The sequence below is a fragment of the Halomonas piscis genome, from assembly GCF_031886125.1.
Taxonomy (GTDB): domain Bacteria; phylum Pseudomonadota; class Gammaproteobacteria; order Pseudomonadales; family Halomonadaceae; genus Vreelandella; species Vreelandella piscis.
On sequence record NZ_CP119391.1, the window covers coordinates 2,249,997 to 2,267,995 of the forward strand.

The following is a 17,999-nucleotide window of genomic DNA, read 5'->3' on the forward strand; positions in this document are numbered from 1 at the left end:
CCTCGCCCCTCCCCCGACGGGTGCAAGCGACGCTGCACAGCGGGCGACCCCGCCGTGGCTACCAGGGCAGCACCTCGCCGTTGCTATGCCAGAAACCGCCGCTATTCTCCAGCGTCAGCGCCTCGATACGCCTGGCGATGCCCGCGGCGGCCTCCTCGGCGCTGATCATGCCGCCGAATTTGACCATGCGCGTCTGCACATAGCCCGGGTGAATCTGGGCCACGGCGATGCCCCGCGGCTTCAGGTCCACGGCAAGCGACTTGCCAAAGGCGTTGAGCGCCGCCTTGGAGGCACGATAGCCATAGCGCCCGCCGGAGTCGTTATCGGCGATGGAGCCCATGCGGCTGGTAATATTGGCGATCCTGGCGCCCTCGCCCAGGTTGCCCAGCAGCGTTTCGGTCACGCGCAGCGGCGCATAGGCATTGATCTCCATCTGCGTGCGGATGGAATCAAAGTCGAGCTCACCGAGCCCCTCGTCCTGCAAGAGGCCGGCGTTATTGACCAGCAGGTCCAGGCGGCGGCCCGCCAGCAACTGTTTCAACCGTGCCACGTCCTCTTCACGGGTCACGTCGATGCCCTCGATCAGCGTTTCGGCGATGTCTCTCAGCTCAGCCGCCTCTTCGCCGCCGCTGCGGCACACGCCGATCACCGCCCGGCCGGCTGCGTGGTAATGGCGAGCCAGGGCGAGTCCGACGCCGCGGTTGGCACCGGTGATCAATACACTCGCTGACATATCAACTCCAGAACAGAAAATGTGGATAGCAGAATAGACACAGGCTTCATGGCGGCGTTGGACCGGCAGCTGCAACCCAGGTAAAAATGTAGCAAACCCTCTCACCCACGTCAGGAGCTCCCATGCCCCGCCTGTTAATCGTCAAGACCGGTGATGCCTACCCCGAGGTGGTCGAACAATACGGCGACTTCGAAGCGCTGTTCCAGCAGATACTGGCGCCCCATGGCTTCGAGGCCGAGGTGTTCGATGCGCGCCATGAACCGCTTCCGGAGCTGGCCGACATCGATGGCCTCTACATCACCGGCTCCCACGCCATGGTCAGCGACGCCGAGCCCTGGAGCGAAACGCTCAAGCCGTGGCTGGTCGCTGCCCGAGAGCGCAACCTGGCGATGCTTGGCGTCTGCTATGGACACCAGCTGATGGCCGCCGCCTTCGGCGGTCAAAGCGGCTATCGTCCGGCGGGACGCGAGTCCGGCACCCACCAGGTGACGCTGACCGACTCAGGGCATGACGACCCGCTGCTGGGCACGCTGCCGGCACACTTCCCCGTGCAGCTGACCCATGCCCAGTCGGTGCTCGAGGCACCCAGCGGTGCGGTGGTGCTGGCCCGCAACGCCCACGACGCCAACCAGGCGCTGCGTTATGGCCCGCGCCAGTGGAGCGTGCAGTTCCACCCGGAGTTCACCCCAGAGGTGATGCGCGCCTACCTCGCCCGCCAGGTCGACAAGCTGCGCGACCAGGGTGAGGATGCCAACGCCCTGATGCGTGGCGTCACCACCACGCCGGAGGCCAACTCATTGCTGATTAGCTTCGCCAGGACGGTGGCCGAACGCGAAGGTGCCGTAGCGTAAACCAACTGATCTCCGAGAGCTCGCGCCCGACACAGCCCTGAGCCCGACACAGCCTTGAGCCCAATACAGCCTTGAGCCCGATACAGCCTTGAGCCCGATACAGCCTTGAGCCCGATACAGCCTTGAGTCCGATACAGCCTTGAGCCCGATACGGCCCTGAGCCGCCCAACTTAGAGCGCTTTTCAAAACCTTGACTCACGCCAGTGACAACACCAGCCTGTTGGTATGGCTAAGAAGATCGTATCCGACGAGCTTTGGGAGATCGTGGAGCCGCTGTTGCCGCCAGAGAAGCCAAAGCCGAGTGATTGCCGACCTCCCATCTCCAACCGTGCCGCCTTGACCGGGATCCTCTTCACTCGACAACAGCGGGGTCATCCAGGCGATGCTGCCGCGGCTTCTGGCCTGCCTCCGCCGGCGGCAGCACATTACCTTAGGTTACGGACCCTGCCTTTTTTGTTTGGAGAACACCTGCCCTGCGTTTGAAATGCCTTCAACCTAGGATGCCAGACCCATGCTGGTATTCCGGCATAGGCATAATGCTGTCTGTGAGGCGAGTCAGGTGGCCCCCTTCACTTGCCGAGCTGCCCAGAGTTGTCAGAGATGGCGTTGGCATGATGAATGTGCAAATACCTCGACCAGATAATCAATCATCGCCCTGGTCTTGGCCGGTGGACGCCGGTCAGGCGGGAAAAGTACGTGCAGGTTGCCTATCTCAAGCGTGGGATAGTCAAGTTCCAGAGCCACCAGCGTCCCGCGCTCCAGAGCCTCCCCCACAATGAAGTGGGGCTGATAGATCACTCCCTGTCCTCCCAGTGCCGCCGCCAACAGCGCATCGCCATTGTTGCCCTTGAGGTTGCCGTGTACGGGCACCTGGATATTGCCTTTCTTGCCGAAGCTCCAGGCGCCCTCTCGCTGGGAGGACGACAGGGTATAGCTCAGGCAGTTATGGCGGGAAAGGTCCGCAACGCACTGCGGCGTACCGTGTCGTTTTAGATACTCCGGCGCCGCACACACCCGCATCGGGCAGTCGCCCAGACGCCGCGCCTGCAGCGAGCTATCGGCAAGATGACCGATGCGGATCGCCAGATCCCACCCCTCCTGAATCAGGTCGTGCTGGGCATCGCTCAGGCCCAGTTCGACCTCTACCCCGGGATAGCGGCGACTGAACGCCGGTAGCAGCGGCGCAATGAAACGCATCCCAAAAGAGAGCGGTATGTTCATGCGCAGCCGTCCGACCGCCTCGGTGCGCTGGGCCGACACCTCCGATTCCGCTTCGTCGAGCTCCTGCAGAATGTGCCTGCTGGCCTCAAGGTAGTGGCTGCCGGCATCCGTCAGCGTGAGTCGCCGAGTCGTGCGGTGCAGCAGCTTGACCCCCAGCCGGGATTCCAAGGCGTCCATGTGCTTGGTGGCCATGGCCGGCGACATGCCCAGGGCACGCCCCGCCGCCGACAGGCTGCCGCTGGTCACCGCCTGAATAAAGACTCGCATGCTCGTAAAGCGATCCAACGGCTCGCCTCACACCAATAGTTAAAAGTGTTCTCTAAAAATAGCATATTCCCCCCAGGGCTATCGCAGTTGAGCGAACTGCCGGATGAGCGCCAATAGGTAGTCGTCGTTCCAGCCTGCTTGTTTCCGCTTGCCTTTCATTGAGCCCTTGGAAGGCTCCAGTTTGGCGACGTTAAGCGCCAGTCGACGTAGCAACGCCAGGTTTTCGGCACTGTGCCCACGCCGGCTCCGGTTCTGGTCTTCCTGCATCGTGACGTCGAGCACCCAGTGAAGGCGATTCTCGATGCCCCAGTGCTGGCGTGTTACCTCAATGAGCTGATCTGGTGACAGCGCATCGCTCAGCAGGTAGTCGGCGGTCTCCTCTGTGGCCTGCTCAGCCAGCTCACGGCGGCGAGTGATGCGCCCCACGGCCTTCAGGCCTGGCCACTGATGGGCGCTCTGCAGCCAGTCAATATCGGTGATCACCGTCGCCTGGCGTGACTCGACACGGCCATGACCGCTGTCAACGTGGGGCTCACCGGCGCTTGCTGTCTCCATCATGAATTGAACGTCGTCGAGCAAAGCCCTCTGGTTGTCTTTGACCGCCAGGGCATAGTGCCCGCCTTCCTCCGTAATCTGCTGGGAAAGGGCCCGCTGGCAATGCATGGCGTCGGCCGTCACCGTCACGCCAGAGAGAGACAGAAGCTTGAGCAGCTCCGGTACCGCCGTGATCTCGTTGGATTTTTCATCGACGGCGCGCTGGCCCAACACCAGGCGCTGATCGGCGGCCCAGACGCTGACAAGGTGGAGCGGCGACTTCGCTGCCGCTCGATCGTAGGAGCGCCGGAGTGTCTTGCCATCCACCGCGACGACTCCTTCTACCTGTTCCGCGAAGCGTGACATGAAGGAGAGAAAATGGTCGTGAAAGGCCGCCGGATCCAGGTGGCGAAAGACCCGGCTGAACGTGTCATGGCTGGGGATACCATGGGGCAGCGACAGGAAACGGCGCAGGAACGCTTCCTTTGACTGCCCGAACAACGCCATATCTGAACAGTCCTCCGCCCCGCAGAGGACCGCACACAAGGCAATGAACAGGATCTCATCAAGCTCGTGACGGGCGTTGGTGCCCCTGGGATCGGGCAGATCAGAAAAGCAGCTGGTGACAGATGCCATATCACTCCTTGATGCCGGCACAGAAGGGATACTGGTCAGAGTGCCTATGGCGTGGGCTGCGTGTCTATGGATGACTGCTTATCTAACTGCGATAGCCCTGATATTCCCCCACTTATAGTAATCAATGTAGAGTCATTTCTGTTAGTCTTGATCGGGCCGCACGGCCTCGGGAGTGCCACCATGACCAACAGCAGTGCATCGCCTGTCTCTTCCACTCTCCAGCCGGTGCTATTTGTTCCCCATGGTGCCGGCCCGTGCTTTTTCATGGACTGGAATCCACCGCACACCTGGACGGGGACAGCAGACTTTCTCAAGGGCGTGGCGTCATCGCTGCCGGCCCGCCCTCGCGCCATCCTGATGGTCTCTGCCCACTGGCAAGCGCCGGGTTTTTGCGTGACCGCCGGTGAACAGCCCGAGCTGATCTTCGATTATTACGGGTTTCCCGACCATACCTATGAGCTTACCTATCCGGCACCCGGCGACCCGGCGCTGGCCAAGCGAATCGACGCGCTGCTCTCTCAAGCCGGCCTACCCGGCCAGCAGGACACCGAGCGGGGGTTCGATCACGGCATCTTTGTGCCGCTGAAGCTGATGTTTCCCGAGGCAGATATTCCCGTGGTGCAGCTGTCGTTGCGGGATGACCTCGATCCTGCCGCTCACCTTGCGGCTGGCGAAGCCCTGGCGTCGCTGCGCGATGAAGGCGTGCTGATCGTTGGCAGCGGCATGAGCTTTCACAACATGCGCGGCTTTGGCGATGCGCGCTTCACCGCCCCCTCCGAAGCCTTCGATGACTGGCTGACCCGGGCCGTGGAGGCTGAACCCGATCGACGCCACGCCGCGCTCAGCAACTGGGCGCAGGCACCCCATGCCCATCAATGCCACCCGGCAGGCGGTGAAGAGCACCTGCTCCCGCTGATGGTCGCCGCGGGCGCTGCAGGGCAAGACCGGGGCCGCAAGATCTATTCGGAGCAGATACTTGAAACGCAGCTGTCGGCGTTCCGGTTTGGTTGAGTCAACGACATAAACTTCATACTTCTTGAAAACGCCAAGAGATTGATGATGCAAATTGAACTTTCGGAAAAACACGCTTTGGTCACAGGCTCCACCGCGGGCATTGGTCTAGCCATTGCCTCCGGTCTGGCTCAGGCGGGGAGCCGCGTAACCGTGGTCGGTCGTGACCGGTCCAGGGTGGACAAGGCCGTGGCCCATATCCATCAAGCCAGCGGTCGTGACGATGCCAGCGGCGTGGTCGCCGACCCTGGCACCGCCGAGGGCTGCCAGGCGGTGATCGAGGCCCGCCCCGAGGTCGATATCCTGGTTAACAACCTGGGTATTTATGGCGCTCTCCCGTTCTTCGAGATCGACGATGCTGCCTGGGAGGAGATCTTCCAGGTCAACCTCATGAGCGGCGTTCGCCTGGCGCGGCACTATGCGAAGGGCATGCACGCCAGGGGCTGGGGGCGTATCCAGTTCATTTCCAGTGAGTCGGCGCTGAACATTCCGGCCGAGATGGTGCACTACGGCGTCAGCAAGGCGGCGCTGCAGGGCGTCTCCCGCGGTCTGGCCAAGGTGCTGGCCGGCAGCGGCGTCACGGTCAACACCATTCTGCCCGGCCCGACCCGCACAGAAGGCGCCTTGGGGATGATGGCGGAACTGGCCGCCGAGCGCGGCATCTCGGTCGAGGAGATGGAAACCCTCTTCCTGGATGAGAACCGGCCCTCGACGCTGCTCAAGCGCTTCGCGACGCCCGAAGAAGTGGCCAGCCTCAGCGTCTATGCGGCCTCGCCCCAAGCCAGTGCCACCACCGGCACGGCACTGCGGGTGGAAGGCGGTATCGTCGAGAGTATTACTTGACGGCCCATCAACCACAGGAGACATGAACAATGCTGACATCCAGCGCCCGGATTCAAACCCAACACGCCCAACGCCTGATGAACCGGCTGTGCAAACACTGGGGCCACAAGTTTCCCGTTACCCTTGACGCGCAGCAAGCCGAAATAGAGCTGCCGTTGGGAGTGTGCCGGATGCACGGCGCAGACGCGCTGACCGTGGAGCTGCAAAGCGACGCCGCACAAATGCCCAAACTACAGCAGGTAGTGGCCGATCACCTCCAGCGCATGGCAGCCAGAGAAACGCTGGATATCGAATGGCAATAACCGGCTTTTACCACGCCCGCAACAAGAGGATCAGAACATGAAACGTGACTCGAAAACACGCTATGGCAGCATCAGCAAGACCTTTCATTGGCTGATGGCCGGGCTGATCGGCTGGCAGTTATTCAAGTTCGGGGACCGTATCGCCGAGGGCGAACATTGGGTAGGCGAGACTCTGGTGCCCTGGCATGTGTCCATCGGCACCCTGCTGCTGGTGCTGATCGTCCTGCGTCTGGCGTGGGTGATAACCCAGCGTCATCAGCGCCCGGCCCATGACCCGGCCATCGCCAGGCTGGTCAAGGCGGGGCACGGGCTGCTCTTTGCCGGCATGCTGTTGATGCCGATCACCGGCATGATGGTGATGCTCGGCGGAGGACATGGCGTGAGCGCCTTCGGAATGGAGCTGTTTGCGAAAAGCGAAGAGATTGCCTGGGCCGCCGCTATCGGCAACCTGCATTCACCGCTGGCCTGGCTATTAACCGCGCTTATCATCGGGCATATCGGCATGGCCCTGATCCACCATTTCATTCGCAAGGACGATACCCTGAAGCGGATGCTGTAATGTCGCGCTCGGTACGACGCCATACACCAGGAAGACCCAACGGTTGGTAGGAGCATAGACAATGAAAGTTTTAGCCATTAGCGGTAGCTTACGCCAGGACTCTCTCAATACTCGGCTACTGAAAGCCATCGCCGATTCCGTCGATGAAAATGTATCGATTGAGCTGTTTGATCTTGCTGATATCCCCTTCTATAACGGCGATCTGGATGGCGACACCAAACCCGCTCCGGTGCAGGCATTGCTGGACGCCATCGCCGATGCCGACGGCATGCTGATCGCTACGCCGGAATACAATTACAGCGTCCCCGGCGTGCTTAAAAACGCCATTGACTGGGCCTCCCGGCCGGCGTTCAACTCGGTAATGCGCGGCAAGCCCACCGGGGTTATCAGCGCCTCAATGAGCCATACGGGCGGGGTCCGAGCTCAAGTCCATCTGCGCGACATACTCCTGGCCACCTTAACGCCGGTTTATCTGGCGCCAGACTTTGCATTGGCGTCTGCGCACACCGCTTTTGATGAGCAAGGCCGCCTGGCTGACAAGAACACCCGGGACTTTATACAGCAGTACCTGAGCGGCTATACCCGGTGGGCCGCCAGCCAGTAATGGACTATCGTCAACACAACGTCCACTTCACTTGACTGCACCTCAAGCTGCACCGGCACGCCGCTGGCGAGAGCACTGCTCTATATTGCCGGATGTAGCCTCTAACTCGCCGCAAACCGTATACCCGCTCAGGACAAACGCCGCAGATCAGTCAGCAGCGGCGCGCCGCTCACCGGGTCATGAATCAGGGTACAGCCGACGCCGTAAAGCTCCGCTACCAGCGCCTCGGTGACCACCTCGGCCGGCAAGCCCTGGGCGATGATGGCACCATCGCGCATGGCGACCAGGTAGTCGGCGTAGCGGCAGGCGCTGGCCAGGTCGTGGAGCACCAGGGCGATGGTGCGCCCGCGCCTCGCCAGTGAGCGCACCAGCTCGAAGACCTCCAGCTGGTGGCCCAGATCCAGTGCCGAGGTGGGTTCGTCCAGCAGCAGCAGCGGCGTCTGCTGGGCAATGGTCATGGCGATCCAGGCGCGCTGACGCTGCCCGCCGGATAATGACTCCAGCGGTCGTTCCGCCAGGGCCTCGAGGCCGGCGGCGGACAAGGCGTCGTCTACCGCCCGCCGATCATCGGACGACCACTGGCGTAGCCAGCCCTGATGGGGCTGGCGGCCGAAACGCACCAGGTCCCCCACGGTCAGGCCCTCCGGCGCGCCGGCCTCCTGGGGCAATAGTGCCAGGCGCCGAGCCAGCTCCCGGGCCGGCAGGCGCTGGACATCGGTACCGTCGAGCAGCACCGCGCCGCCGCCCGGAGCGTGCATCCGGGCCAGGCCCGCCAGCAGGGTCGACTTGCCGCAGCCGTTGGGGCCGACAATGGCGGTTACCCGACCCGGCGGCAGCGTCAGGGCCAGATTCTCGATAATGGTCGTGCCGCCGTGGGCCAGGCAAAGCTCACTGGCCTGCAGCAGGTTGGCGGGATACGTGGGGGCATTCATGCAGGGTTCCTCGAGGGTCTCAGCAGGATCCACAGCAGCCAGGGGCCGCCGACGATGGCGGTAACGATGCCGACCGGCAGCTCGATGGGTGCCAGCAGCAGCCGGCCGACCAGGTCGGCCAGCACCATCACCAGGGCGCCGGCCAGTGCCGAGGCTATCAGGGGGACACTCCGGGATGAAGACAGCGAGCGCGCGATCTCCGGGCCGATCAGACCCACCATGCCCACCGGCCCGGCAACTGCCACTGCCAGGGCGGATAGCACCACCGCAAGGCTCAGCACCTGAAGACGGCGACGTCTCAAGGGCACGCCGAAACCCTGGGCGATGGCATTGGAGAAGCGCATATTGCCCAACGAGCGAGCCAACGCCAGCGCCAGGGGCAGCCCCATGGCGCAGCCACCGGCCAACGCCAGAACCGCGCCACCGGTGCGTGCATTCAGCGTGCCGACGGTCCAGGGATAAGCCGCATTGGCGCTGTCGATATCGATCTGGGCCAGCAACAGCTGTGTCACGGCACCGAACATCGCGCCGATCCCGATGCCGGCCACGATAAAGCGATAGCCACGGGTATCCCCACCGCTGGCCAGGCCGAAGGTGATGGCTGCCGCGGTGGCACCGCCGACCAGAGCCATGGCGGGCGGCGCCAGGGAGGTGCCGAGCCCCACCACCGAGGCCACCGCGAAGGCCGTGGCACCGTTATCGATACCGATGATGCCCGGCGTGGCCAGCCGATTGCGGGCCAGGGTCTGCATCAAGCAGCCGGCCAGCGCGAAGGCGGCGCCGGTCAACCATGCCGCGACCAGTCGCGGCAGACGTAGCTCCTGCACCAGGAAGGTAGCGACCGGATCCCCTTGGCCGACGAGTGCCCGCCAGACGACCGGCGGTGCCAGCCGTTCGGTACCCAGCGCCAGATAGGCCAGCGATGCCACCAGCAGGGCCAGCAAAAGCAACGCGCCGACCCACAGGGCACGACGTTCGATCAGCAGGCTGATATCTCCCGCCGCCAGTCGCCAGTGTCCAAGTGGCGGGGGTATATCCTCTGCGAGGGCGGCTCTTGATTCGGCCGGGGTCGTTTCCCGGGGGGCAAACCGTTCGAGGCTCTCCATGTTCATTCTCTGCGCCTCCTTACAGCGTCGGCAGGCGTCGCGCGCGCACGACAGCCACCAGCACCGGGGCGCCGATCAAGGCCGTCAGCACTCCGATAGGCAACTCCGACGGCGCCACGACCAGGCGCGAGATAATATCCGCCGCCAGCACCATCAGCGGCCCCAACAGTAGACAGATCCAAAGGGCGCGGCGAATATCGGGGCCGACCAGAGCGCGAGCGGCGAAAGGCACCACCAGACCGACGAAGGCGATGGGGCCGGCCACCGCCGTGGCCGCTCCCACCATCAGCGCCACCGCCAGAACCACCAGCAGGCGAACGCGGCCCGGATGATGGCCCAGGCCCGAGGCGACCCGCTCGCCCAGTGCCAGAGCCGCCAGGGGCCTGGCGATGACAACGATGATCCCCAGCGCCAGGCCCAGACTAGGCAATATCGCCAGAAGATCTTCGAGACGACGCCCCGCCAGGCTGCCCACGACCCAGAAGCGGATCTCGTCGGCGGTGCGCTGATCAAACAGCAGCAACAGCGAGGTGAGCGAGGCAAGCAGCGCCGAAAAGGCGGCACCGGCCAGCACCAGACGTACCGGGTCCCCACCCATGCCACGCAGACGCACCACGCTGAGCACGGCCAGGCAGCCCAACAACGCTCCCACCTGCCCCACCGCGATGCGCAGCGTCGCCGCACTAGCACCCAGCCACAGCGCCACGCCCACGGCGAACGCCGCACCGGCACTGACGCCCAGCAGCCCGGGTTCGGCCAGCGGGTTGCGCGACACTGCCTGCAGCAGCGCCCCGGCCAGTCCCAGCGAGATACCGACGAAGATGCCAATCAGGGTGCGGGGGGCACGCAGCGAGCCCACCACGAAGGTGGCCTCGTCATCGCCGTGCCCTGCCAGCACGGCCAGGGCCCGGCCCGGGGTTACCTCTCCGGCGCCCAGCATCAAGCTGACGATGACCATTGCTGCCAGTAGCACCAGCAGAAGCATCATGACGCGCCAAAGCCCCGCCGGGCGGCGGGGCTGAAGACAAAAACCATTCGCCGCCATCAGGGCAGCAGCGCGGCTTCGATGTCGTCGAGGATCGCCTGGGCGGCCAGCGGGCCACTGGCGCTGGTCCACAGCTGGCCATCCACCGGAACCACCCGATCACTCTTCACGACCGGCAGGCGAGCGAAAGCGGGCGACTTCCTTGCCGCTTTCAGGGCCTGATCGCCCTCTTCATTAAGCGTGGCCAGAAACAGCCAGTCGCCCTCCAGCCGCGAGAGGTTCTCGAGGCTCAGCGGATCGCTATGCACACCGCCTTGATTGACCAGCCCGGCATCGGTCACCTCGAGTCCGGCCGCCGCCAGCATAGCGCTGGAAAACAGCGCATCGGACATCACCAGCGGGCCCTGGGGCATCCAGCGCACCAGGTTGGCGCTGCCGCCCACGCCGGCTTCTTCGACTGCCTCGGCCACTGCCGCGGCGCGCTCTTCTACCCGGGTGATGGCCTTTTCCAACGCCTCCTCGCGGCCCAGGGCCTCACCGAAGAGGCGCGCTTCATGCAGCCAATTATCGGGGGCCAGCTTACGGGCCTCCGGTACCACGGTGGGCGCGATCTTAGACAGCAACCTGTACTGCTCGTCGGACAGCTGCGGGGAGGCCAGGATCAAGTCCGGCCGCTCGGCCAGCACAGCTTCCAGGTTGACCTCGCGCACCACCCCGACAATGGCCGGGCGGGTCTCTTCTTCGAGGTAGGCCTCGATATAGCGGGCGACGCCATCACCACCGCGGGTAGTGACGGCGCCCACGGGCGTTACCTCCACCGCCAGGGCAGCATCCAGGGCGCCCTCATGGAGGGTTACCACCCGCTCGGGGGCATCGGGAACTTCGACTTCACCATGGGCGGTGGCAACGCTGGCGGCCTGAGCCGTGGAAAAGGTCAAAAGCGTGGTCAGGCCGGCCATGGCGGCGGCGTGGCGTGTGACATGCAACATGGGCAGGATCTCCTTGGTCTCCGATATGATAACAATTATCAGAGGCTTTTGCATGTGGCGAAGAACGCAACGCTGCGTTCGAGATATCGCAAAGAGAAGGCTTCTCAGGCAGGCGCAAACCGGGGCAGCGTTCCTTTTTCTGCAACACAATGTTTTGTGAAAGCAAGTGTTATTTGATGATGATTCCCATATAAAATGCAAAAATTATTCGAAATCAATCTCATTCAAGGCATGCCATGAACCGCTTCAACCCTCATCTCCTGACCAGTGCCGTCGCGCTGGTCACCGCTTCCACTGCCCTGGCCCAGGAGACCCGGCAGCTGGATAACATCGTGGTCACCGCCGCCGGCTTCGAGCAGGCCATGGCCGAGGCTCCGGCCAGCATCTCGGTAATCAGCCGCCAGGAGCTGGAGGAGAAGCGGGTCAGCAGCGTCGCCGATGCCCTGCGTGATGTGGAGGGCGTCGATGTGGGCGGCCAAGTAGGCAAGACCGGCGGTCGCAATATCAGCATCCGTGGAATGCCCAGCGACTATACCCTGATCCTGATCGACGGCCGACGCCAGAACACCGCCGGCAGTGTTACTCCCAATGGCTTCGGCGAGACCTCCACCAGTTTCATGCCGCCTGTCTCCAGCATCGAACGCATCGAGGTGATCCGCGGACCGATGTCGACCCTCTACGGCTCCGATGCCATGGGTGGGGTGATCAACATCATCACCCGCAAGGTTGGTCAGGAATGGAGCGGCTCGGTGCAGGCCGAAAGCACCTTTAATCAGCATGACGACTTCGGCGACAGCCGCGAGACCAGCCTCTATGCCAGCGGCCCGCTGATCGAAGACACCCTGGGACTCCAGGTGCGTGGTCGGTTTTATGAGCGCGACGCCTCAAGCCTGACCTATACCGAAACAGACGGTACCGAGGTGCCAGTCAGCCAGCGCGGCCCCAGTCCCGTCGAGGGGGATATTTACAGCCTGGGCGCCAGGCTCACCCTGACGCCCCACCAGGACCATGAACTCTGGCTCGACGGCGAGACTAGCCGCCAGGAGTACACCAACGATGACTGTCAGCTGGGCACCCTGGACGGTCGCACCCGCAGCTGCGAACCCGACCCGGGCGTGGCCAACGGCTACAGCGACGAGCTGCGCTTCGAGCGCGACCAGATCGCCGTCGGGCATACCGGTCGCTTCACCGCCGGCACCTGGGAGTCCAGCCTGATGCACAACACCACCGAGACCAAGGGTCGCACCATCCCGGGCACCATGGGGCAGCCTTATACAGGTTTCCCCGATATTGTGGGCGGCGATGCACGTGAGCTCGAAACGACTAACACCGTCCTGGACAGTAAGTTCATCATGCCGCTTGGCGACCATATGACAACGCTCGGCGGTCAATGGATGGATTCCGAGCTGACCGATGGTCTTGCTACCGAAGCCTTCGAGCAGACCACCTGGGCACTGTTCGCCGAAGACGAGTGGTGGTTGGCCGAGGACTGGGCCCTGACCCTGGGTGGCCGTTACGACCACCATGACGCCTTCGGCAGTCAGTTCAGTCCCCGCGGCTATCTCGTATGGAGTGCCAGTGATGACTGGACCCTCAAAGGGGGAGTCAGCCGTGGCTACAGGACACCCTCACTCAACGACTTGCACAATGGCATCAATGGTGTCACCGGCCAAGGTACCATCCTGACCATCGGCAACCCTGACCTGCAGCCGGAAAAGAGCACCAGCAGCGAACTCGCCGCCCAGTACGATAACGGCAAGGGGTTCATGGCCAGCGCCACCCTCTTCCACAACCGCTTCGACGACAAGATCTCCTCCGGCCCGGATATCGTGGTCAGCGGTGATCCGATGATCCCTGATGGCACCTACTCTCAAGACATCAATATCGACGAGGCCGAGACCCAGGGCATCGAGCTATCCACACGCATCCAGCTCTCGGAAAGCGTCAACCTGAGTGCCAACTACACCTATACCGAGAGCGAGCAGAAGAGTGGTGAGCAGCAGGGTGAGCCTCTAACCGATACCCCGGAGCACGCCGTCAACGGCACCCTGCGCTGGCAGGCCACCGACCGCCTCGGCACCTGGCTCTCCGGCGAATATCGCAGCGAGCGCTACCGCAACCGCGAGCGAGTGCGCGGGGCGGCCTCCTACGACAACCTGGGCGACTTCGAGTCCTATGCGTTGTTTCATCTGGGCGGCAGCTATCGAGTATCCAATGCCTTCACAGTGAGCGCCACGATCCGGAACCTGTTCGACAAGGACTTCGTCGACTACCGCGCCTACGATGGCGGTGCCAGCTACGGCAATATTTATGCCAATAGCGCGGAAGGCCGCCGCCTCTGGCTCTCCGCTCGCTACGAGTTCTGACGTCGACTCATCTTCTGTTTCGAGCCCCATCTCTCTGTATCCGATGCTTCGCTTCGCCCCGACCACCCCGGGGCTTTTTATTACCCTTCATGCTGCTCTCTATTCACTATAAGGAGGTAACGACACAAAACTAAACCTTAATCGTTTTTATTAATATTCATGACATGACATACTGTCCATCTTTCGGCGCACCCCTCACGATCATGCACGACTTCGATGAACTGGCCGCCTTCGATGCGGTGATGACCTCGGGCAGCCTGACCCGCAGCGCCCGTGAAATGGGCCTGGCCAAGTCGACACTCAGCCGTCGCATCACCCAGCTAGAATCGCGGCTTGGGCAGACGCTGCTGCGGCGCCAGGCCAACCGGCTAACACCTACCGAGGCGGGGCAGGTATTTCACGACTACTGCCGCGAGATGCTGAGCCTGGCCAGCCGCAGCCGCGAGGCGCTGGCCGATCTTTCCGAAGTAATGCGCGGGCACCTTACCCTGGGAGTGCACTGCAGCCTAACGCGCAGCTGGGCGGCCAAGGTGGTCGAGGCCTTCCTGGCATGCCACCCCGAAATGGAGTTGACCCTGCAGGCACGCGAACGTCCGGAATATTCCTCGGGAAAACAGTGCGTGCAGGTATGGCTGGGCGAACTGCCCACCGAGACCGGCCTCAAGACAGAGCCCCTGGGGCGGCTCACCCAGCGGCTCTACGCCAGCCCCGGCTATCTGGCACGCCACGAGGCACCAACATGTCCCGACACGCTGGCACACCACCCTTGGATCGACCTGCTCGGCACCACCCATGACGGGTTGACCTTACACCACGCCGAGCGGGGCGAATTCTGCTTTCGCCCGCCACGCTCCCGGCTTAGCGTCAACCTGCCGGAGCTGCAGTTGGATGCCATCGCTCAGGGCCAGGGCCTCGGGGTGCTGCCGGAATGGCTCGTCGCGGCACGAGAGGTGTATCACCCCGGTGAACTCATGCCCTGTCTGCCCGAGTGGCGACCAACGCCGCTGGCAGCCACGCTGCTCTACCCCTATGGCCAGCGCCCCCAGCGCATGGACGCCCTGCTCGATGCACTGCGCCAGGCAGTGCCGGCGTCATGGTATAATGCCTCCTAAGAGCTTATTTCAAAACGCTCTCATGAGCCGTTTGAAGCAGATCATCGAGCAGCCCAGCAGGGTAAACGTCTCATGGATGTCGGCTCGGCGCTCGTAACGCGTGGCCAGACGCCTCATCTGCTCCATCCAGGCGAAGGTACGTTCCACCACCCAGCGGTGGCGTCCGAGCCTCTGGCCATCTTCGATGCTTCGGCGAGCTATTCGGGGCCGAATGTGTCGGGTGCGACAGGCTCGGCGGCAACGTCGAGCACCGTAGGCCTTGTCCGCATGCAGCTTGCGGGGACGTTGCCGTGGCCGGCCACGTCGTCCTACCACGGGATGGACGGCATCCAGCAGATCCTCCAGGAGCACGCTATCGTGCGTATTCGCCCCCGTCAGTCGTACCGCCAGCGGTGTCCCGAAACGGTCGGTCAACAGGTGGCGCTTGGTGCCCGGTCGGCCTCGGTCCGTCGGGTTCGGCCCCGTGGCAGCCCCCTTTTTTGGCCTTTATGGAAGCAATGTCCATACAGGCTCGATCCCAATCCAGACGGTCGGCACCGTGCAGGTGCTCCAACAGCACCTGATGCAGCCTTTGCCAGACACCGGCTTCATGCCAGTCTCGGAGGCGACGCCAGCAGGTGACGCCGGAGCCGCACCCCATTTCCTGAGGCAGCATGTCCCATGGGAACCCGGCCTTCAGAACGAAGAGGATCCCGGTCAAGGCGGCACGGTTGGAGATGGGAGGTCGGCCACCACGCGGCTTTGGCTTCTCCGGCGGCAACAGCGGCTCCACGATCTCCCAAAGCTCATCGGATACGATCTTCTTGGCCATACCAACAGGCTGGGGTTGTCACTGGCGTGAATCAAGGTTTTGAAAAGCGCTCTTAGCCCTGACGCCGAGTCGCGCCTTCCCACAAGGTGACTACAGGCACTACAGGCGTAGGTGCGAAGAGCGCCCTTCCTTTCAGCTTCCAGCCGCGAAGCGGCGCTCTTCCAGCTTCAAACTCCCGAGGCCGCCGCCTCAGTGGCGCTCACCCACCGGCGGCGCGAGATCTCCGCGCTCGAGGCTCTCTTCCGCGGCCTCGTCTCGCAGGCGCCGGGTGTCCGGAGCCCCCTCGGCCGCCTTGCGGCGCTGGCGCAGGAGGTCGCGCAGCGAACTGACCAGCATGGCGACGACGATCATCCCGCCGCCCACAAAGGCCAGGGGCGCCGGCACCTCGCCGACCCACCACCACACCAGCAGGGTGCCGACCAGGGTCTCGAGCAGCATGACCAGGCTGACCTCGGCGCCGGGCAGATAGCGCGCCCCGGTCTGGATCAGGAAATAGGCCAGCGGCAGCAGCAGCCCCATCAGCGAAAGACGCTGCATATTGTCGGCATCCGGCAGCTGGGCACCGCCCATCAACGCCGCGGGCAGCAGCATCGCCAGGCACCCCAGGGGCAGCACCACGGTGGTGTCCAGGCCGCGTTTTCCGGCGCCGGGGCGGGAGCTGGCCACGCTGGTATTGATCGCGATGGAAACAGGTACAAGCATCGCCACCGCCAGGCCCAGCAGACTCCCCTGCCCCACCTCACCGGCGGCCATCAGGCTGGCGCCGGTAATGCAGATCACGATCACCACCCAGGTCTGGCGGCGCAACCGCTGCCGAAAGAACACCAGGCCGATCAGCCCGGCCACCAGGGGCGCCAGGTTGAGCATGACCAGCACATTGCCCGCCGAGGTCAGGCGGGTCGCTATCACGAAGGCCCAGGCGCTGGCGGCAAAGGCGAGCGGGCACCACAACGCCGCGGGGCCGCAGGCCAGTATTGCCTGCCCCAGACGCGCGCGATAGCGCGCCGCGGCGATCAGCAGCAGCACCAGGCCCAATAACAGCCCGCGCCAGAACATGAAGGTGGCCGCGTCTACCGAGGTGTCCTTGACCAGCAGCGCATCCGGCGAGAGCAACAACACACCGCTCATGGTGATCAGATAGCCGCGCAGACGAAACGGCAAACGCTTCCACATGAGGCAATCTCCCGGATTTGGTGCCATCGAGGGTGTTAACTGCAGGGTGCCGGATGATCGACTGGCCTGGCGCCACGGCCTGAAAGCGCTTCTCGTCGTGGCGCGTCAGCGCTGAGGGCGAAGCGGCGTTATCCGTCCTGGCACTCGCCCTGGTAGCTGCCTTCAATCTCGGTGTGCATGGTCATCTGGCCGATGTCGGACTCGGTGTCGATCTCGATATCGCCCTCGATGCGCTCGCCCATGAAGCGCATTTCACCGTCGATCATGGCTTCGCCGTCGTCGGCGTGGCAGGCCATGGAGTAGCTCAGTCCGTCGGCGCGGATGTCCTGGTCAAGCAGCTCGCAGCCTTCTTCCTCCTCGATAAAGCCAAAATCCGCGCTTTCCAGGTCTTCGGCAGTGATGCACTGGCTATCGGTATCGGTGCGCTCGGGCATGTCCACGTCGCCCTCGACGTTGGTGACGCTGGTGAACTCCCACTGGCCGGGCTTGATATCGGGGGTCTCGGCCTGAGCGGCGAGGGGCAGCGCGAAAACGACGGCGGCGGCTAGCATCTTCATGTTCATGGTCATCTGACTCCCGGATAAAAACGTGGCAGTGTGGCTGGAAACAGAGCTTGGGAAAAGCCCACAGGGTGCCATCCTACCCCAATCCGGCCGCGACTGCCCGCCTGCGGCGGCGAGCCGGCCATGCTTTCCCCGAGGTTTGCTTTTTTTACCCGAGCGCCGTTTTTGCCCCTTTCATGGAGGTTGTCATGCACGACGATGCCCTGATCGAACACGGGTTTTACTGCCCCTACTGCGCCAGCCCCCTGACCTTTGCAATCGACGCTTCCCAGGGCAGCCATACCACCTGGGAAGACTGCCACCAGTGCTGCGCCCCGATCCTGGTCGAAGTGGTGGTATCGCCGTTCAGCGGCGAGCTCGAAAGCGTGCGCACCGGGCGCGACGACGACGTGCTGTAACGC

At 63.5% G+C, this 17,999-nt stretch carries 19 protein-coding genes and 1 pseudogene; 10 read left to right on the plus strand and 10 right to left on the minus strand.

Going from position 1 to position 17,999, the window contains the following annotated elements:
• Positions 1-58: 58 nt before the first annotated feature.
• Positions 59-733, minus strand: coding sequence for an SDR family oxidoreductase (locus tag P1P91_RS10530; protein WP_311882479.1), 675 nt, complete (start codon positions 731-733; stop codon positions 59-61).
• A 122-nt stretch (positions 734-855) separates the two neighbouring features.
• Here P1P91_RS10530 and P1P91_RS10535 point away from each other — a divergent pair, with 122 nt between their 5' ends.
• Both P1P91_RS10535 and P1P91_RS10540 read left to right on the plus strand, forming a co-directional pair.
• Positions 856-1,584, plus strand: a complete 729-nt coding sequence (locus tag P1P91_RS10535; protein ID WP_311882480.1) for a glutamine amidotransferase — start codon at positions 856-858, stop codon at positions 1,582-1,584.
• A gap of 225 nt (positions 1,585-1,809) precedes the next feature.
• Positions 1,810-1,938, plus strand: a pseudogene (locus P1P91_RS10540) (IS5/IS1182 family transposase); the annotation flags it as partial.
• A 240-nt stretch (positions 1,939-2,178) separates the two neighbouring features.
• Here the strand turns inward: P1P91_RS10540 and P1P91_RS10545 are convergent.
• Both P1P91_RS10545 and P1P91_RS10550 read right to left on the minus strand, forming a co-directional pair.
• Positions 2,179-3,072, minus strand: a complete 894-nt coding sequence (locus P1P91_RS10545) for a LysR family transcriptional regulator (RefSeq protein WP_311882481.1) — start codon at positions 3,070-3,072, stop codon at positions 2,179-2,181.
• 78 nt (positions 3,073-3,150) lie between these two features.
• Positions 3,151-4,242 (minus strand): ISAs1 family transposase, encoded by a 1,092-nt coding sequence (locus tag P1P91_RS10550; protein ID WP_311882482.1) that lies wholly within the window; start codon positions 4,240-4,242, stop codon positions 3,151-3,153.
• 180 nt (positions 4,243-4,422) lie between these two features.
• Between P1P91_RS10550 and P1P91_RS10555 the strand changes: the two genes are divergently transcribed.
• From P1P91_RS10555 to P1P91_RS10575, 5 genes are all read left to right on the plus strand, one after another.
• Positions 4,423-5,253, plus strand: a complete 831-nt coding sequence (locus tag P1P91_RS10555) for a DODA-type extradiol aromatic ring-opening family dioxygenase (RefSeq protein ID WP_311882483.1) — start codon at positions 4,423-4,425, stop codon at positions 5,251-5,253.
• 45 nt (positions 5,254-5,298) lie between these two features.
• Entirely contained in the window at positions 5,299-6,096 is a 798-nt protein-coding gene (locus tag P1P91_RS10560) for an SDR family NAD(P)-dependent oxidoreductase (RefSeq protein ID WP_456068316.1), read from the plus strand.
• A 29-nt stretch (positions 6,097-6,125) separates the two neighbouring features.
• Positions 6,126-6,398 (plus strand): DUF2218 domain-containing protein, encoded by a 273-nt coding sequence (locus tag P1P91_RS10565; protein WP_311882484.1) that lies wholly within the window; start codon positions 6,126-6,128, stop codon positions 6,396-6,398.
• A gap of 37 nt (positions 6,399-6,435) precedes the next feature.
• Positions 6,436-6,957, plus strand: coding sequence for a cytochrome b (locus P1P91_RS10570; protein ID WP_311882486.1), 522 nt, complete (start codon positions 6,436-6,438; stop codon positions 6,955-6,957).
• 61 nt (positions 6,958-7,018) lie between these two features.
• Entirely contained in the window at positions 7,019-7,561 is a 543-nt protein-coding gene (locus tag P1P91_RS10575) for an NADPH-dependent FMN reductase (RefSeq protein ID WP_311882488.1), read from the plus strand.
• Positions 7,562-7,689: 128 nt separating this feature from the next.
• On the opposite strand, the gene P1P91_RS10580 is transcribed toward P1P91_RS10575, so the two are convergent.
• Genes P1P91_RS10580 through P1P91_RS10595 form a run of 4 tightly spaced genes read right to left on the minus strand, consistent with a single transcriptional unit; the run spans position 7,690 to position 11,573 of the window.
• Positions 7,690-8,493: an ABC transporter ATP-binding protein gene (locus P1P91_RS10580; RefSeq protein ID WP_311882490.1), complete on the minus strand. Its 804-nt coding sequence runs from the start codon at positions 8,491-8,493 to the stop codon at positions 7,690-7,692.
• Entirely contained in the window at positions 8,490-9,599 is a 1,110-nt protein-coding gene (locus tag P1P91_RS10585) for a FecCD family ABC transporter permease (RefSeq protein WP_376717165.1), read from the minus strand. Before P1P91_RS10585 ends, P1P91_RS10580 begins: the two co-directional genes overlap by 4 nt.
• A gap of 19 nt (positions 9,600-9,618) precedes the next feature.
• Complete coding sequence (locus P1P91_RS10590; RefSeq protein ID WP_311882493.1) at positions 9,619-10,587, minus strand: FecCD family ABC transporter permease; 969 nt, start codon at positions 10,585-10,587, stop codon at positions 9,619-9,621.
• 56 nt (positions 10,588-10,643) lie between these two features.
• The gene (locus P1P91_RS10595) at positions 10,644-11,573 is read right to left on the minus strand and encodes an ABC transporter substrate-binding protein (protein ID WP_376717164.1); all 930 of its coding nucleotides are present in this window, start codon (positions 11,571-11,573) and stop codon (positions 10,644-10,646) included.
• A 236-nt stretch (positions 11,574-11,809) separates the two neighbouring features.
• Here P1P91_RS10595 and P1P91_RS10600 point away from each other — a divergent pair, with 236 nt between their 5' ends.
• Positions 11,810-13,939: a TonB-dependent receptor domain-containing protein gene (locus P1P91_RS10600; protein ID WP_311882494.1), complete on the plus strand. Its 2,130-nt coding sequence runs from the start codon at positions 11,810-11,812 to the stop codon at positions 13,937-13,939.
• A gap of 203 nt (positions 13,940-14,142) precedes the next feature.
• Entirely contained in the window at positions 14,143-15,051 is a 909-nt protein-coding gene (locus tag P1P91_RS10605; RefSeq protein WP_311882495.1) for a LysR family transcriptional regulator, read from the plus strand.
• A gap of 9 nt (positions 15,052-15,060) precedes the next feature.
• On the opposite strand, the gene P1P91_RS10610 is transcribed toward P1P91_RS10605, so the two are convergent.
• From P1P91_RS10610 to P1P91_RS10620, 3 genes are all read right to left on the minus strand, one after another.
• Positions 15,061-15,862, minus strand: a protein-coding gene (locus tag P1P91_RS10610) for an IS5 family transposase (protein WP_311882497.1) whose coding sequence is annotated in 2 segments (ribosomal slippage) — positions 15,061-15,532 and positions 15,531-15,862 — 804 coding nt in all. Because the reading frame shifts where the segments join, the coding sequence is not laid out codon by codon here.
• 189 nt (positions 15,863-16,051) lie between these two features.
• A complete protein-coding gene (locus P1P91_RS10615) occupies positions 16,052-17,035 on the minus strand; it encodes a DMT family transporter (protein WP_311882498.1) in 984 nt (327 codons plus the stop codon).
• A gap of 128 nt (positions 17,036-17,163) precedes the next feature.
• A complete protein-coding gene (locus P1P91_RS10620; RefSeq protein WP_311882499.1) occupies positions 17,164-17,598 on the minus strand; it encodes a DUF3617 domain-containing protein in 435 nt (144 codons plus the stop codon).
• 188 nt (positions 17,599-17,786) lie between these two features.
• Between P1P91_RS10620 and P1P91_RS10625 the strand changes: the two genes are divergently transcribed.
• The gene (locus tag P1P91_RS10625) at positions 17,787-17,996 is read left to right on the plus strand and encodes a CPXCG motif-containing cysteine-rich protein (protein WP_311882501.1); all 210 of its coding nucleotides are present in this window, start codon (positions 17,787-17,789) and stop codon (positions 17,994-17,996) included.
• Positions 17,997-17,999 lie beyond the last annotated feature (3 nt).

Bases quoted from the DNA above. Each gene is read 5' to 3' on its own strand.
- P1P91_RS10570 (WP_311882486.1), top strand. From the start codon at position 6,436: ATGAAACGTGACTCGAAAACACGCTATGGCAGCATCAGCAAGACCTTT.
- P1P91_RS10585 (WP_376717165.1), bottom strand. From the start codon at position 9,599: ATGGAGAGCCTCGAACGGTTTGCCCCCCGGGAAACGACCCCGGCCGAA.
- P1P91_RS10560 (WP_456068316.1), top strand. From the start codon at position 5,299: ATGATGCAAATTGAACTTTCGGAAAAACACGCTTTGGTCACAGGCTCC.
- P1P91_RS10535 (WP_311882480.1), top strand. From the start codon at position 856: ATGCCCCGCCTGTTAATCGTCAAGACCGGTGATGCCTACCCCGAGGTG.
- P1P91_RS10615 (WP_311882498.1), bottom strand. From the start codon at position 17,035: ATGTGGAAGCGTTTGCCGTTTCGTCTGCGCGGCTATCTGATCACCATG.
- P1P91_RS10620 (WP_311882499.1), bottom strand. From the start codon at position 17,598: ATGAACATGAAGATGCTAGCCGCCGCCGTCGTTTTCGCGCTGCCCCTC.
- P1P91_RS10530 (WP_311882479.1), bottom strand. From the start codon at position 733: ATGTCAGCGAGTGTATTGATCACCGGTGCCAACCGCGGCGTCGGACTC.
- P1P91_RS10595 (WP_376717164.1), bottom strand. From the start codon at position 11,573: ATGTTGCATGTCACACGCCACGCCGCCGCCATGGCCGGCCTGACCACG.
- P1P91_RS10590 (WP_311882493.1), bottom strand. From the start codon at position 10,587: ATGATGCTTCTGCTGGTGCTACTGGCAGCAATGGTCATCGTCAGCTTG.
- P1P91_RS10600 (WP_311882494.1), top strand. From the start codon at position 11,810: ATGAACCGCTTCAACCCTCATCTCCTGACCAGTGCCGTCGCGCTGGTC.
- P1P91_RS10605 (WP_311882495.1), top strand. From the start codon at position 14,143: ATGCACGACTTCGATGAACTGGCCGCCTTCGATGCGGTGATGACCTCG.
- P1P91_RS10550 (WP_311882482.1), bottom strand. From the start codon at position 4,242: ATGGCATCTGTCACCAGCTGCTTTTCTGATCTGCCCGATCCCAGGGGC.
- P1P91_RS10555 (WP_311882483.1), top strand. From the start codon at position 4,423: ATGACCAACAGCAGTGCATCGCCTGTCTCTTCCACTCTCCAGCCGGTG.
- P1P91_RS10575 (WP_311882488.1), top strand. From the start codon at position 7,019: ATGAAAGTTTTAGCCATTAGCGGTAGCTTACGCCAGGACTCTCTCAAT.
- P1P91_RS10625 (WP_311882501.1), top strand. From the start codon at position 17,787: ATGCACGACGATGCCCTGATCGAACACGGGTTTTACTGCCCCTACTGC.
- P1P91_RS10580 (WP_311882490.1), bottom strand. From the start codon at position 8,493: ATGAATGCCCCCACGTATCCCGCCAACCTGCTGCAGGCCAGTGAGCTT.
- P1P91_RS10545 (WP_311882481.1), bottom strand. From the start codon at position 3,072: ATGCGAGTCTTTATTCAGGCGGTGACCAGCGGCAGCCTGTCGGCGGCG.
- P1P91_RS10565 (WP_311882484.1), top strand. From the start codon at position 6,126: ATGCTGACATCCAGCGCCCGGATTCAAACCCAACACGCCCAACGCCTG.